This window comes from Micromonospora lutea (assembly GCF_016863535.1).
Lineage (GTDB): Bacteria > Actinomycetota > Actinomycetes > Mycobacteriales > Micromonosporaceae > Micromonospora > Micromonospora lutea.
In genome coordinates, this window is sequence record NZ_BOPB01000029.1 from 72,842 (window position 1) to 86,711 (window position 13,870).

The 13,870-nt window shown below is 68.5% G+C and carries 12 protein-coding genes and 1 pseudogene; 7 read left to right on the forward strand and 6 right to left on the reverse strand.

Annotation, left to right across the window (positions count from 1 at the left end; all coding sequences use genetic code 11):
- The first annotated feature begins 266 nt into the window (after window positions 1-266).
- The 3 genes from uvrA to uvrC all read left to right on the forward strand — a co-directional run bounded on the left by uvrA (window position 267) and on the right by uvrC (window position 6,104).
- Window positions 267-3,206 carry an excinuclease ABC subunit UvrA gene (gene uvrA / locus Vlu01_RS23035; protein WP_204003117.1) on the forward strand — a complete coding sequence of 980 codons (2,940 nt, stop codon included), beginning with the start codon at window positions 267-269 and terminating at the stop codon, window positions 3,204-3,206.
- A gap of 197 nt (window positions 3,207-3,403) precedes the next feature.
- Window positions 3,404-3,880, forward strand: coding sequence for a Rieske (2Fe-2S) protein (locus Vlu01_RS23040; protein WP_204003119.1), 477 nt, complete (start codon window positions 3,404-3,406; stop codon window positions 3,878-3,880).
- Window positions 3,881-4,031: 151 nt separating this feature from the next.
- Window positions 4,032-6,104: an excinuclease ABC subunit UvrC gene (uvrC, locus tag Vlu01_RS23045; RefSeq protein WP_204003121.1), complete on the forward strand. Its 2,073-nt coding sequence runs from the start codon at window positions 4,032-4,034 to the stop codon at window positions 6,102-6,104.
- 102 nt (window positions 6,105-6,206) lie between these two features.
- Here the strand turns inward: uvrC and recQ are convergent, their stop codons facing one another.
- The 4 genes and pseudogenes from recQ to Vlu01_RS23065 all read right to left on the reverse strand — a co-directional run bounded on the left by recQ (window position 6,207) and on the right by Vlu01_RS23065 (window position 9,106).
- Window positions 6,207-8,045, reverse strand: coding sequence for a DNA helicase RecQ (recQ, locus tag Vlu01_RS23050; protein WP_204003123.1), 1,839 nt, complete (start codon window positions 8,043-8,045; stop codon window positions 6,207-6,209).
- Window positions 8,005-8,291, reverse strand: a pseudogene (locus Vlu01_RS27995) (DUF5615 family PIN-like protein). The gene recQ and the pseudogene Vlu01_RS27995 overlap by 41 nt, the downstream one beginning before the upstream one ends.
- The gene (locus Vlu01_RS23060; RefSeq protein ID WP_204003128.1) at window positions 8,288-8,515 is read right to left on the reverse strand and encodes a DUF433 domain-containing protein; all 228 of its coding nucleotides are present in this window, start codon (window positions 8,513-8,515) and stop codon (window positions 8,288-8,290) included. The pseudogene Vlu01_RS27995 and the gene Vlu01_RS23060 overlap by 4 nt, the downstream one beginning before the upstream one ends.
- 72 nt (window positions 8,516-8,587) lie before the next feature.
- The gene (locus tag Vlu01_RS23065) at window positions 8,588-9,106 is read right to left on the reverse strand and encodes a hypothetical protein (RefSeq protein ID WP_204003130.1); all 519 of its coding nucleotides are present in this window, start codon (window positions 9,104-9,106) and stop codon (window positions 8,588-8,590) included.
- Window positions 9,107-9,255: 149 nt separating this feature from the next.
- On the opposite strand from Vlu01_RS23065, the gene Vlu01_RS23070 reads away from it, so the two are divergent.
- From Vlu01_RS23070 to Vlu01_RS23080, 3 genes are all read left to right on the forward strand, one after another.
- Window positions 9,256-10,110 carry a helix-turn-helix domain-containing protein gene (locus tag Vlu01_RS23070; protein ID WP_204003132.1) on the forward strand — a complete coding sequence of 285 codons (855 nt, stop codon included), beginning with the start codon at window positions 9,256-9,258 and terminating at the stop codon, window positions 10,108-10,110.
- 24 nt (window positions 10,111-10,134) lie between these two features.
- Window positions 10,135-10,323, forward strand: a complete 189-nt coding sequence (locus Vlu01_RS23075; RefSeq protein ID WP_204003134.1) for a DUF397 domain-containing protein — start codon at window positions 10,135-10,137, stop codon at window positions 10,321-10,323.
- A gap of 439 nt (window positions 10,324-10,762) precedes the next feature.
- Entirely contained in the window at window positions 10,763-11,443 is a 681-nt protein-coding gene (locus tag Vlu01_RS23080; RefSeq protein ID WP_204003136.1) for a hypothetical protein, read from the forward strand.
- Window positions 11,444-11,480: 37 nt separating this feature from the next.
- On the opposite strand, the gene Vlu01_RS23085 is transcribed toward Vlu01_RS23080, so the two are convergent.
- A complete protein-coding gene (locus tag Vlu01_RS23085) occupies window positions 11,481-11,924 on the reverse strand; it encodes a DUF1707 SHOCT-like domain-containing protein (protein WP_204003138.1) in 444 nt (147 codons plus the stop codon).
- 120 nt (window positions 11,925-12,044) lie between these two features.
- Here Vlu01_RS23085 and Vlu01_RS23090 point away from each other — a divergent pair, with 120 nt between their 5' ends.
- On the forward strand, window positions 12,045-12,455 hold the full coding sequence (locus Vlu01_RS23090; protein ID WP_204003140.1) for a hypothetical protein: 411 nt from the start codon (window positions 12,045-12,047) through the stop codon (window positions 12,453-12,455).
- A gap of 72 nt (window positions 12,456-12,527) precedes the next feature.
- On the opposite strand, the gene Vlu01_RS23095 is transcribed toward Vlu01_RS23090, so the two are convergent.
- Window positions 12,528-13,478 carry a hypothetical protein gene (locus Vlu01_RS23095; protein ID WP_204003142.1) on the reverse strand — a complete coding sequence of 317 codons (951 nt, stop codon included), beginning with the start codon at window positions 13,476-13,478 and terminating at the stop codon, window positions 12,528-12,530.
- Window positions 13,479-13,870 lie beyond the last annotated feature (392 nt).

Here is a 13,870-nt window from a genome sequence, read left to right on the forward strand (position 1 = left end):
TGTGGTTGTTGATACGTGGTATTTTGTCGCCTTTGTCACGTTCCACAACTGCATGATCGCTGGGGCTGGGGCTGGGGCTGGGGCTGGGGCTGGGGCTGGGGTTGGGGGGTGGGTGGGGTGGGTGGGGGTGGGATGTGGGGTGGGGGAAGTTGTCGGGGGGCGGGTTTACAGTTGCCGGGGCGCACTCTCCGCGCTGACACAACCGCTGGATTCACCGCACAAGCGGACAGATCTTCCTCTTCGTCTCACCCGGGAGTACACGGACCGTGGCCGACCGTCTGATCATCCGTGGCGCACGCGAGCACAACCTGCGTGACGTCAGCCTCGACCTGCCCCGGGACGCACTGATCGTGTTCACCGGGCTGTCCGGGTCGGGCAAGTCGAGCCTGGCCTTCGACACGATCTTCGCCGAGGGGCAGCGCCGCTACGTCGAGTCGCTGTCGTCGTACGCCCGGCAGTTCCTCGGCCAGATGGACAAGCCGGACGTCGACTTCATCGAGGGCCTGAGCCCGGCGGTGTCCATCGACCAGAAGTCGACGTCGCGTAACCCGCGCTCCACGGTCGGCACGATCACCGAGGTCTACGACTACCTGCGGCTGCTCTTCGCCCGTGTCGGCGAGCCGCACTGCCCGGTCTGCGGTGCGCGGATATCCCGGCAGAGCCCGCAGCAGATCGTCGACCGGGTGCTGGCCATGGCGGAGGGGACGCGCTTCATGGTGCTCGCTCCGGTCGTGCGGGGTCGCAAGGGCGAGTACGTCGACCTCTTCGCCGAACTCCAGTCCAAGGGGTACGCCCGGGCTCGGGTCGACGGCGTGGTTCACCAGCTCACCGAACCGCCGAAGCTGAAGAAGCAGGAGAAGCACACCATCGAGGTGGTGATCGACCGGCTCAGTGTCAAGCCCAGCGCCAAGCAGCGGCTGACCGACTCGGTGGAGGCCGCCCTGGGCCTCTCCGGTGGCCTGGTCCTGCTCGACTTCGTCGACCTGGCCGAGGACGACCCCGACCGGGAGCGGCGCTACTCCGAGCACCTGGCTTGCCCCAACGACCACCCTCTCGCGATCGAGGACCTGGAACCGCGGGTCTTCTCCTTCAACGCGCCCTACGGCGCCTGCCCGGAGTGCACCGGCCTCGGCACCAAGAAGGAGGTCGACCCCGAGCTGGTCGTCCCGGATCCGGAGCGTTCGCTGCGGGAGGGAGCGATCCAGCCCTGGGCGACCGGGCACAACCTGGAATACTTCCTCCGCCTGCTGGAGGCGCTCGGCGAGGCTGAGCACTTCGACGTCGACACGCCCTGGCGGGCGTTGCCGTCGCGGGCGCAGAAGACGATCCTGCACGGCTCCGACGACCAGGTGCACGTGCGTTACCGCAACAAGTACGGCCGGGAGCGCTCGTACTACACCGGCTTCGAGGGCGTGGTGCAGTGGATCGAGCGCCGGCACTCCGACACCGAGAGCGAGTGGTCCCGGGACAAGTACGAGGGCTACATGCGCGACGTGCCCTGTGCCGCCTGCGGCGGTGCCCGGCTCAAGCCCGAGGTGCTCGCGGTCACCCTGGCCGGGCGCAGCATCGCCGAGGTGTGCAACCTGTCGGTCGGCGAGTGCGCCGACCTGCTGGCCGGCATCGAGTTGACCGACCGGCAGAAGCTGATCGCCGAGCGGGTGCTCAAGGAGATCAACGCCCGGTTGCGGTTCCTGCTCGACGTCGGGCTGGACTACCTTTCCCTGGACCGGCCCGCCGGCACGCTCTCCGGCGGTGAGGCGCAGCGGATCCGGCTGGCGACCCAGATCGGCTCCGGGCTGGTCGGGGTGCTCTACGTGCTGGACGAGCCCTCGATCGGCCTGCACCAGCGGGACAACCACCGGTTGATCGAGACCCTGGTGCGGCTGCGTGGCCTGGGCAACACGTTGATCGTGGTGGAGCACGACGAGGACACCATCCGCACCGCCGACTGGATCGTCGACATCGGTCCCGGCGCGGGTGAGCACGGCGGGCGGATCGTGCACAGCGGCTCGGTGCCGGCGCTGCTGGACAATCCGGAGTCACTGACCGGGGCGTACCTGGCCGGTCGTCGGGAGATCCCGACGCCCGCGGCACGCCGGCCGCAGACGCCGGGGCGGGAACTGGTGGTGCACGGGGCCCGCGAGCACAACCTGCGCAACCTGACCGTGAGCTTCCCGCTGGGACAGTTGATCGCCGTCACCGGGGTCAGCGGGTCGGGCAAGTCGACCCTGGTCAACGACATTCTCTACGCGGTGCTGGCCAACCAGATCAACGGTGCCCGGCTGGTGCCGGGCCGGCACACCCGGGTTTCCGGCCTGGAGCACGTGGACAAGGTCGTCGGCGTGGACCAGTCGCCGATCGGTCGCACTCCCCGCTCCAACCCGGCCACCTACACCGGCGTCTGGGACCACGTGCGCAAGCTGTTCGCCGAGACCACCGAGGCCAAGGTGCGGGGGTACGGCCCCGGCCGATTCTCGTTCAACGTCAAGGGTGGCCGCTGCGAAGCGTGCTCCGGCGACGGCACGATCAAGATCGAGATGAACTTCCTGCCCGACGTGTACGTCCCCTGCGAGGTCTGCAAGGGCGCCCGGTACAACCGGGAGACCCTGGAGGTGCACTACAAGGGCAAGACCGTCTCCGACGTGCTGGAGATGCCGATCGAGGAGGCGGCCGAGTTCTTCTCCGCCATCCCGGCCATCCACCGGCACCTCAAGACCCTGGTCGACGTGGGTCTGGGCTACGTGCGGCTGGGCCAGCCGGCGCCGACGCTCTCCGGCGGTGAGGCACAGCGGGTCAAGCTCGCCTCGGAGCTGCAGAAGCGCTCCACCGGGCGGACGGTCTACGTGCTCGACGAGCCGACCACCGGCCTGCACTTCGAGGACATCCGCAAGCTGCTGCTGGTGTTGGAGGGCCTCGTCGACAAGGGCAACACGGTGATCACGATCGAGCACAACCTCGACGTGATCAAGAGCGCCGACTGGCTGATCGACATGGGTCCCGAGGGCGGTCACCGGGGTGGCACCGTGCTCGCCACCGGCAGCCCGGAGGAGGTCGCCGAGGTCGTCGAGAGTCACACCGGGCAGTTCCTGCGTACCATCCTCAAGCTCGACGGCGCGGCGAAGGGTGCCGTGGCGGCCACCGCCCGGGCGGCGAAGGCCAACGGCAGCCGGGCCCGGGGTGGCCGGAAGACCGCCGCCGCGCGTTGACGGCCCGATCGGCGGGCGTGGTCGACGGCCGGGCGCCACGGCGTGCGTCCATCGGCCGGCGGGCGGGCGCGCCCGGGTGGCTGATCGGATGAACCGCCGGGCAGAGTGGTGCGTGTAGGGGAGAGTGGCCACAGATCATGCACATCGGGATGACCGACGGAGGGGCGAGGCATGAGTGAGCGCGACGGAGGGCTGGCATGAGTGAGGAGTCGGTGCCGGCCGGGCCTGAAGTGCGTACCCGCCGAGCGATGCTCACCGGCGCGGGGGCGGTCGGCGCGGCGATGGTGTTGGCCGCCTGCGGCGGTGAGGGCGACGACGGCGCGGCACCGAGCCCCGGGCCACAGATCACCAACACCGGTGACGCTGGCGGCGGGGACCGCGAGGGTGCCCAGTCCCTGGCCCGGACGACCGACATTCCGGTCGGCGGTGGCGCGGTGTTCGCCGCCCAGGGGGTGGTGATCACTCAGCCGACAGCGGGTGACTTCAAGGGCTTCGACCCGGTCTGTACCCATCAGGGCTGCCCGGTGTCGAACGTCGACGGCGGCACCATCAACTGCACCTGCCATGGCAGCAAGTTCTCCATCGAGGACGGCTCGGTCAAGGCCGGCCCCGCCACCACGCCGCTGCCAGCCAGGAACATCAAGGTCGACGGCGACCAGATCGCGCTGGCCTGAGTCGATCGGCGGGCGGTCCCGAGGCAGTCGTCGTCGGCAGTGGAGGCGCTGGCGACGTCAGCCGCGAGGGCGCTCGCCGTGCTGGCGGTCGTGGTGATGGGGCGTTCTGGGGATGATTTGGGCTGTCGGAGGTGGCGACTAATCTCGGAGTGTGGCTGATCCGTCGACCTACCGGCCCGCGCCGGGCACAATCCCCGAGGCACCGGGGGTCTATCGCTTCTACGACGGCACCGGTCGAGTGATCTACGTCGGCAAGGCGAAGAACCTGCGTAGCCGGCTCAACTCCTACTTCGCCGACCTGTGGGGGCTGCACCAGCGCACCCAGCAGATGGTCACCACCGCCGAGTCGGTCGACTGGGTCACCGTGGGCACCGAGGTCGAGGCGCTCCAGCTCGAATACCTCTGGATCAAGCAGTACGACCCGAGGTTCAACGTCCGGTACCGCGACGACAAGTCCTACCCCTACCTGGCGGTGACCCTCGACGAGGAGTACCCCCGGCTGCAGGTGATGCGCGGGGCCAAGCGCAAGGGGGTGCGCTACTTCGGGCCCTACTCACACGCCTGGGCGATCCGCGAGACGCTCGATCTGCTGCTGCGCGTCTTTCCGGCCCGCACCTGCTCCGCCGGGGTGTTCAAGCGGGCCGGCCAGGTCGGCCGTCCCTGCCTGCTGGGATACATCGGCAAGTGTTCGGCTCCGTGCGTCGGCAGTGTCTCCGCCGAGCGGCATCGCGAGATCGTCAACGACTTCTGCGACTTCATGGCCGGGCGTACCGACACCATGGTCCGCAAGCTGGAACGCGAGATGGCCGAGGCCAGCGCCGAGTTGGAGTTCGAACGAGCGGCCCGGCTACGCGACGACGTCGCCGCGCTGCGCCGGGCGATGGAGAAGCAGACTGTGGTGCTCGGTGACGGCACCGACGCCGACGTGGTGGCCTTCGCCGACGATCCGCTCGAAGCCGCCGTGCAGGTCTTCCGCATCCGCGACGGCCGGGTACGCGGCCAGCGCGGCTGGGTGGTGGAGAAGACCGAGGAGCTGACCACCGGCGACCTGGTGCACCACTTCTGCACCCAGGTCTACGGCGGCGAGCACGGCGAGTCAGACGTGCCGCGCGAGCTGCTGGTGCCCGAGCTGCCCGCCGACGCCGACGCGCTGGCCGACTGGCTCTCCGGCCACCGGGGCGGCCGGGTGACGCTGCGGGTGCCGCAGCGTGGCGACAAGCGGGCCCTGTTGGAGACGGTCGAACGCAACGCGAAGGACGCCCTGGCGCGGCACAAGCTCAAGCGGGCCGGTGACCTCACCACCCGCAGCAAGGCGCTCGACGAGATCACCGAGGCGCTCGGTCTCCGCACGGCGCCGTTGCGGATCGAGTGTTTCGACATCTCGCAGATCCAGGGCACCGACGTGGTGGCGAGCATGGTCGTCTTCGAGGACGGACTGCCCCGCAAGAGCGAGTACCGCCGGTTCATCATCCGGGGCGCCACTGACGACCTGTCGGCGATGTCCGAGGTGCTGCGTCGCCGCTTCGCCCGATACCTCGACGCTCGCGCCGAGACAGGTGAGGCGGGCGTCGAATCGGCCGCCGACCTCGCCGTCTCCGCTGCCGACCTCGCCGTCGGTGGTGAGCAGGCGCCCGACGTCGGCCATGAGCAGGCGCCCGACTCCGGCCATGAGCAGGCGCCCGACGTGCTCGGTGCCGTGCAGGTCGCCGTCGACGGCGGCGACGAGCCGCGCATCGGTGCCCTGGTCGACCCGACCACCGGCCGGCCGCGCCGGTTCGCGTACCCACCGCAGCTCGTCGTGGTCGACGGCGGAGCGCCGCAGGTCGCCGCCGCCGCGCAGGCCCTCGCCGAGCTCGGCATCGACGACGTGGCGCTGTGCGGGCTGGCCAAGCGACTGGAGGAGGTCTGGCTGCCCGACGACGACTTCCCGGTCATCCTGCCGCGCGCCTCGGAGGGGCTCTACCTGCTGCAACGGGTCCGCGACGAGGCGCACCGCTTCGCCATCACCTTCCACCGGCAGCGCCGCTCCAAGCGGATGACCACCTCGGCGTTGGACAGCGTCCCCGGCCTGGGCGAGGTGCGCCGTAAGGCGCTGCTGCGCCACTTCGGCTCGCTCAAGCGCCTGTCGGCGGCCACCGTCGAGGAGATCACCGAGGTCCCCGGCGTAGGCCGGCGTACCGCCGAGGCGATCCTCACCGCGCTCGGTGCCGGCGGCGAGCAGTAGCCGTCAGTTCGGCCTGGCCGCCGCCGGCTGGTCCGGGGTGTCGCTCCTGTCGAGCTGATGGCACGAACGGATCGTCGGCGGCGATAGCGAATCCAGCGGAACTCAGGCGGAGCCGGCGAGCACCCCGAGGAGCTGCTCGCCGTACTTGGCCAGCTTGTTCTCGCCCACCCCGCTGATCCGGGACAACTCGGCCAGCGACGACGGCGCATCGGCCGCGATCTGCCGCAACGTCGCGTCGTGGAAGATGACGTACGCGGGTACGCCCTGCTCCTTCGCGGTGGCCGCCCGCCAGGCCCGCAGCCGCTCGAACGTGCCGGCCGCCTCCGCCGGCAGCTCGGCGACCACGGTGGCCGCGCCACGGGGCTTGGCCACCCGTGCCGGCCGCGTCACCTCGCGGCGCAGCATGACGGTACGCCGCCGACCGAGCACCTCGGCGCTGGCGTCGGTGAGGGCCAGCGTGCCGTAGTCGCCCTCCACGGCCAGCAGTCCCTCGGCGAGCAGCTGCCGGACCACGCCACGCCACTCCGCCTCGCTCAGCTCACCACCGATGCCGAACACGGTCAGCGAGTCGTGTCGATGTTGAGTGATCTTGTCGGTGGTGCGACCCAGCAGGATGTCGATGCAGTGCCCGGCGCCGAATCGTTGGTTGCGCTCACGGTCCAGCCGGAAGACCGTGGAGAGCAGCTTCTGCGCGGCCACCGTGCCGTCCCAGGACTCCGGCGGCTCCAGGCAGGTGTCGCAGTTGCCGCAGGTGCCGTCCAGCGTCTGACCGAAGTAGTCGAGCAGTTGCACCCGGCGGCAGCGCACCGTCTCGCAGAGCGCCAGCATCGCGTCGAGGTGGGCGGCGAGGTTACGCCGGTGAGCCAGGTCGCCCTCGGAGGTGTCGATCATTTTCCGCTGCTGGACCACATCCTGGAGCCCGTACGCCAGCCAGGCGGTCGACGGCAGTCCGTCGCGGCCGGCGCGGCCGGTCTCCTGGTAGTACCCCTCGACCGACTTGGGCAGGTCCAGGTGGGCGACGAAGCGTACGTCCGGCTTGTCGATGCCCATCCCGAAGGCGATCGTCGCCACCATCACCACGCCGTCGGCGCGCAGGAAGCGCTGCTGGTTGGCGGCGCGGGTGCCCGCGTCCAGCCCGGCGTGGTACGGCAGCGCGTCGATGCCGTTGGCGACCAGAAAGTCGGCGATCTTCTCCACCGATGCGCGGGACAGGCAGTAGACGATGCCCGCCTCGCCCGGATGCTCGTCGCGCAGCAGGGCGAGCAGTTGCTTGCGCGGTTCCCGCTTCGGCACGATCCGGTACTGGATGTTGGGCCGGTCGAAGCTGGCCACGAAGTGCCGCGCCTCGGTGAGCTTGAGGCGGGTGGCGATCTCGGCCCGGGTGGCGCTGGTCGCGGTGGCGGTCAGCGCGATGCGGGGCACCCCCGGCCAGCGCTCGTGCAGCATCGACAGGTTCAGGTAGTCCGGCCGGAAATCGTGGCCCCACTGCGACACGCAGTGCGCCTCGTCGATGGCGAACAGGCCGATCCGGCCCCGCTCCAGCAGGCTCAGCGTGGCCCGGCTGGCCAGCGCCTCCGGTGCGAGGTAGAGCAGGTCGATCTCCCCGGCTACGAACTCCGCCTCGACCAGGCGGCGGGTCTCCAGATCCAGCGTGGAGTTGAGGAAACCGGCCCGGACACCGACTGCGGTCAACGCGTCGACCTGGTCCTGCATCAGCGCGATCAACGGCGAGATGACCACCGCGACGCCGTCGCGTACCAGTGCCGGGATCTGGTAGCACAGCGACTTGCCGCCGCCGGTCGGCATCAGCACCAGCGCGTCACCGCCGGCCACCACGTGGTCGATGACCTCGCGCTGGAAACCCCGGAACGAGTCGTACCCGAAGACCCGCCGCAGCGTCTCAAGCGCGGCCTCGGTGGTCGGTGCGGTGGGGGAGGACATCCCGGGATTCTACGGACCCGAGGAGACAGCGATCGCTGGGAGTCTCTTGGCGAGTTCGTGCCAAGATCTCGCCGAAGTCCGTGTCCGCCGAGAGGAGGACCCGGTTCTCAGTCACGGCCAGCCGCAGTACCTCATCATTGGTGTACCAGCCAGTCCCCGTTCCACGACATACACGGCGTCGTGCCCCTCCGCCGCAAGCAGCGAAGAAACACGAATCGACAGGCATTCGTCGACGAGAAATCTCACGCGGTCATCCGCAACGGCAACTCCCGCTCGTCCACGGCTGCCGCGGCGAACCGCAGCGCGGCGAGGATGTCATCGCGACTCAACGTCGGATATTCAGACAGAACTTCGTCAACGCTGTAGCCCTGCCCCAGCAAGCCCACGATGGTGGCAACAGGGATCCGAGTTCCCTTGATGCATGGAACCCCGCCCATCACCCGATGATCGATGGAGACCCGGTTCGGCATCTCGTCAACATCCCTTCTGCGGCGCTGGATTCACCAGCGCCATGCCGTAGGAGCAATCACGCCGGGGGGCGTTCACCGGTCGCCGTCGCCCCAGCAGAGCCCGCCGAGGCCGGCCGCGCGGTGGAAGCCGGGATGCCCGGTGACGTCCATGCAGATCTCGTTGTCGGGGCCGATCCGGCCGCAGAACACCGGCTCGACGTGGTTCCAGGCATCCGCGCGGGACAGCAGCGCGGCGCCCCCGGGCAACTCGGGGCGGAGAATCGTCAGGCCCTCCGTGTAGACGACCGCCTGCTCCCGGGCCTCCTGCGGGTCGACGGCCAGGTAGGTCAGGTGCAACGTCCAGCGGCGAGGAAGCCGGTCCGCAGTGGCGAGTGGTAGGGCACCCGACCGCCGCTCACGCTCCGACGTGTACCGGTCGACCAGCGCCTCGACGTACGACGTGAGGGCGGACTGCCTGGTCAGCGCGTGGGCGATGGCGGCCCGCTGGCGTTCGGACACGTCAGCCCCATCCAGTACGGCGGCCAACTCCTCCTGGAACCCGGCGGCTCGCTCGGCCCGCCGTCCCCATCGCGACGACCGATTGTCCGTCATGCCGCCTCCCTCTCACTCTGTGATCGATCGATTACCAAGAGCCTGGACCACGCCGCGACAAAATGCAACGTCCTAACTTCAAAGGCAACGACTTGACTCCTCGCTTGCCCTCTGGAAAGAATCGGTGACTCCGCGTGGAGGTGCTGAGGATGGCGCAAGTGCCGAGCCCGACGATCAGAGCCCGCCGTTTGCGACGGGAGCTGCGCCGGCTACGTGATCGCACGGGTCTCACCGCTGAAGAGGTGGCCAATCAGCTTGGCTGGCACCGGACCAAGGTCATCCGATTCGAACTCGGGCACTCGCGGGTGATGGCTAAGGACCTGCAAGTGTTGCTCGACCTTTACGGTGCCACCGCAGAGGAGCGGGAGTCGCTGACGGCGCTACACCGGCAGGCCCGCCAGAAAGGATGGTGGAGCGCGTACGGTGACGTGCTGCCGGACGACTACGTCGGCTTCGAGGCCGAGGCGACCTCGATCAGTACATTCGAGAGCCTTTACGTACCGGGCCTGTTGCAGACCGAGGAGTACGTCCGTGCCATCGTCCGGGCTGGCCGCAGCACCGCCGACCAGGACGAAATCGATCGGCGCGTGGCAGCTCGCCTTGCTCGTAAAGTGTTGCTCTCCAAGGACGAGCCGCCGAGGTTGTGGATCGTCATCGACGAGGCAGCCATCCGCCGGGTCGTCGGTGGACCGGAGGTCATGCGCGCCCAGGCGGCGCGGCTGATCGAGGCGAATGAACTACCGACGGTCGAGGTGCAGATCCTGCCCTTCTCAGCTGGTGCACATGCGGCGATGGGTGGCCCGTTTGCCCTGCTTGACTACGTCGATCCGGCGTTGGACCCGACGGTCGCCTACATCGACAACGACTGCAGCACTCTCCTGCTTGAGGAGGAGAGGCACGTGGCGCGATATAGACTCATGTTTGACCATCTCAGGGCCAAGGCGCTCGACCCCGACGAGTCGGCCGCCTTCCTGAGCAGGGTTGCTGACGACTATCCGGGGTGATTTGCATTCACAAGGGGTCGACTGATGACCGCTCACGATCTGAAGTGGCGCAGGAGCAGCCGAAGTAGCGCGAGTGGCTCCAACTGCGTAGAGGTGGCGGAACTGGTAGCCGAGTTGGGGTTGGCGGTGCGGGACTCCAAGGACCCGGCAGGGCCCATGTTGCGCTTCGATCGGGGTGCCTGGTCGGCGTTCGTCACCGAACTGCGTCACTGATCCTGCCCGCTGTCGGCGTACGAGTCGCCGTGCCGGACCGCAGGCGGCCATCGACATCCACAGGTTCAGTGACCAGTTGATGGTTGAGTCGCCGTCCGTACGAAATCGTCGACTACATACGGTGATGTTCGCCGAGCCCCTGCGGTGTCCGGATCTGCCGATGACAGCGCATGTGATCAAGGGCTGCGCCGTCGTAGTCGTGCGCGCACCGGCCCTGCCATGGCGGCCACGTCCTGTCAGAAGCCGGTTGTCGCCGCGGTGCGGGTGGCTTACCGTGCGCGGCGTGCCGTCGACGCTGTGGGAGTTCCAAGACTTGTTCGTCGAGCTGCGGGATGGTCCGGCTGCGGGTTGGGGTGGCGAGGTGTTACAGCCTTGGCTAGACAGGCGTCCTCACCTCGTAGCCGAGTTGCATGAGTTGGGCCGTCCGGACAGCCGCCGGGTGCGTGTTCCGCGCGAGGGCAACCACTACACGGCCCTGGAAGGGTTGTACGCGTTCAGTCGCATCGTCGACGTGCTGCTGTCGGCCTTTCAACAGGACAACTCCGATCCGCAGTTGCTGGACTGGACCAGCGGCATGCCGTGGTGGCGGGGCACCATCCCGGGCACGTCGGCATGGCTGGCGTTCCGCGCGGCGATCGGGGCGGCACCGCTGGCTGAGTCGTCATTCCACCCGTTCTTCCATGAGATCGTCTCGGTGCAGGTCAGCGACGACGCTGACGAGCCGCCGAGCGTCGTCGGCGAGTTCTGGCCGGGCGCGATCGTCGGCAGCCTGCTGGTGGCCCGAGCAGGCGTGGCGGTCCGGGCCGGCGCTCACCACCTCGACGCCGACGTGGCGGCACGCTCGGCGCTGTACTGGGCCTGGTGGCGGTGCAACCGCAGAGTGGTGGATCTATCCCACGGATGGGGTCACAACTCCCAGTGGAGTACGGATTTTCGTCGCGACTACATCACCGAGGGCCACCTTTACTACAACGTCGACGCCGATCCGTCGAGACAGCCGGACCGGGACCTGGACGACGCGGACCGGATCGACCTACTCAGGTACCGGTGCAGCATCCGAACCGATCTTGGCGCTGATCACTGGCCGTTCGACGACACGTTTGTGGAGCAGGCACCGTAGAGATGCGCGCACATGCCGCAAGTCGTGCCCCGACCGTCTACTGCGGTTGTTGGCTGCGTACGCGCCTCAGCAGGTGCTCGGTGTAGACCAGCGCCACGCTCAGGGCCACCGGCACAGCAAGGCTCCACCAAGCGCCGTATACGAAGCCGAGGACGACCGTCACCGGCAGCCCCAGCAGCAGCGCGAGGCAGACCGCCACAGCGAGGGGCGGCATGTCCTCGTCGGCGTCTGCCGACGGGCCTGGCGACCTGGGAAGGTCGGGATGGGGAGCGGGGAGGTCAACGAAAACCTGCAGCAGCTCAGCCTGGGTACGCGCCGTCTGGCACGCTGCCCACCGCTGCTCATACTCGGCATGGTCCAGCCGCTCGGCGGCGAGATGCTCGTCGAGAGCCTCGCGCGCGGCCTCACGCTCCGGCGTGCCGATCCTCAGATCGACAGCAGACCCGTCAAGATCCTGGACGAGGTCCTCTGAGTTGGCCACTGGCCGAGGGTAGGGCAAATTCTTCGATCATCTGCGGGAAGAATCCACAACCTGAGATGCCCTAACACCCCCGCTGATGACGCGGCGACTTGCCTCGTGCGGACATAGGAGGATGTAACGGTGCGCCATGAGCACCACGTCTTTTACAACCCGCCGCCGTCCACGCCGGCTGCGGTGCACGCCGCGCTCGACCGGGGTGACATGTCCGCCGCGCTGAACGCCATGGTCGGCACGGTCTTGTACGGAGACGGAGACCGGAAAGAACTACAGGAGCTGCATCTTCGCTTGCTCGATCACGAGGATCACCAGGTCAGCGCCCTCGCCGCAACGTGTCTAGGGCACCTTGCGAGGGTCTACGGTCAACTGGACGAACGCCGGGTTGTTGCCGCACTACGCCGAGCCCAGGCGGTGCCCCACATCCACGGCACCGCAGGCAATGCGCTCGATGACTTCCGAATCTTCCTCCACCCACGACGCACACGGTGGCGTCAGCGGGTGTGGATCGTGATCCGTCCATGGATGTGGTTCTGACTCGATGGCAGCAGTGCCGTGATGTGCGCGGGGGTGGTACACAACGGCCAACGGACTGAGCACGTACGGCGGTCAGCTCTGCTGGTAGTTCACTGCCGCGAATCCGCATGGCTGGCGCAGGTGCAGGTAGTAGGCACCCTCGCCGTAGTCGTCGAAGTCCGCGCCGCCAATCAGGCCCACGTAGTCCATGAGTTGGCCGCAGCCGGGGCAGTCGGCGTGCTCGGCGTCCTGGATCCAGTCGGGCCAGCCGCCCAGCGTTGAGCCGCCGCGATCCCAAGCGCTGGCCCGGTAAGGGCTCGGCCGAGCCGGACCCAGGGCCGGTGCCACTGCTGGCGGGTCCTCTGGTGTAGTGGAGCCGAGATAGCTCGGGCGGGTATTGCCGGTCCACCAGGTGGCGGCGCCGGCCGGTGTGACCTGGCTGTACAGCGTTGTGTAGCAGGCACAGAGGTGACACGTCTCGATCAGCAACCGGCCGGACCAGCCGGTGTGCGTCAGAGCAGCACCGACGGCAGGTTCCGCGGTGTCGACTTCCAGGGCAGCCCACAGCAGCGACGCGCACCACGGACAGATCGGACTGTCCGCGCGTCGCGTCGCGTTGCGCATGACCAACTGGTACGCCGTGCTACCGCACAGGTCCCGTCGGCTGCCATCCGGTCCAACCGTCCAGCCGCCCTCACGCGCGTAGCTCAACGCATTGATGTGCAGCTCGTCCGCGCCCGCTGGCGGCTGCGTCGACCAGCGACGCAGGGCGCTCTCGGCGAGCGGATGAGCAGTGTGCGCCAGGATGACGAGCAGATGGTTGAGCCGCTCGGGCGTCCGACCGCCGTCAATCCGCTCGATGACCCGGCGAACCACGTCGGCATCTGCCGACCGGTACAGCTTCGCCGGCCACAACACGTCCCGATCGAGCAGGGAACCCAGGTGCGGTGTCAGCCGGCCCGGATCGGTATCCGCAATCTGGCACAGTTCCTCGATCGCGTTGTCGTCCTCGACCGCCGCCTTCTGGATCAACTCCTCGACCACGAGCGAATGCTAGTCAGGCCGATCACCGGCCACGTGACGAACCGACGCCCACCAAGCCACGGCACGTCCGTGCCGGGGGCACTCGTCTCACCGCGACTCGCCGCGTCGGTTTCGGCTGCACAAACCGGACCGAGGCGGCCTTCCTGGCCCAGCGCGCCGGACTCGTCAAGTACGGATAGTCCGAGCCCAGCCGGCACCTGGGACACGCTGGTTGACTGCATGATCGAGTGCACGCTCATGCCGCGATCCGCGTGCTTGCCCACGTCAACCTATTACTCATCGTGAGTAGCAGACTTGGGTCGTCGGGCCGGCTGAGATCGCAGCGTCCCGAATGCTTCGCGCCCCCCGGGTGCCCTGAGGTCGGCCCGGTCGCCGGGCGCGGTTAGATGGGC

Excerpts from the sequence above, each read along its gene's own strand:
- Vlu01_RS23065 (WP_204003130.1), bottom strand. The coding sequence starts at position 9,106 with ATGACGGACAATCGGTCGTCGCGATGGGGACGGCGGGCCGAGCGAGCC.
- recQ (WP_204003123.1), bottom strand. The coding sequence starts at position 8,045 with ATGTCCTCCCCCACCGCACCGACCACCGAGGCCGCGCTTGAGACGCTG.
- Vlu01_RS23070 (WP_204003132.1), top strand. The coding sequence starts at position 9,256 with ATGGCGCAAGTGCCGAGCCCGACGATCAGAGCCCGCCGTTTGCGACGG.
- Vlu01_RS23040 (WP_204003119.1), top strand. The coding sequence starts at position 3,404 with ATGAGTGAGGAGTCGGTGCCGGCCGGGCCTGAAGTGCGTACCCGCCGA.
- Vlu01_RS23060 (WP_204003128.1), bottom strand. The coding sequence starts at position 8,515 with ATGCCGAACCGGGTCTCCATCGATCATCGGGTGATGGGCGGGGTTCCA.
- Vlu01_RS23075 (WP_204003134.1), top strand. The coding sequence starts at position 10,135 with ATGACCGCTCACGATCTGAAGTGGCGCAGGAGCAGCCGAAGTAGCGCG.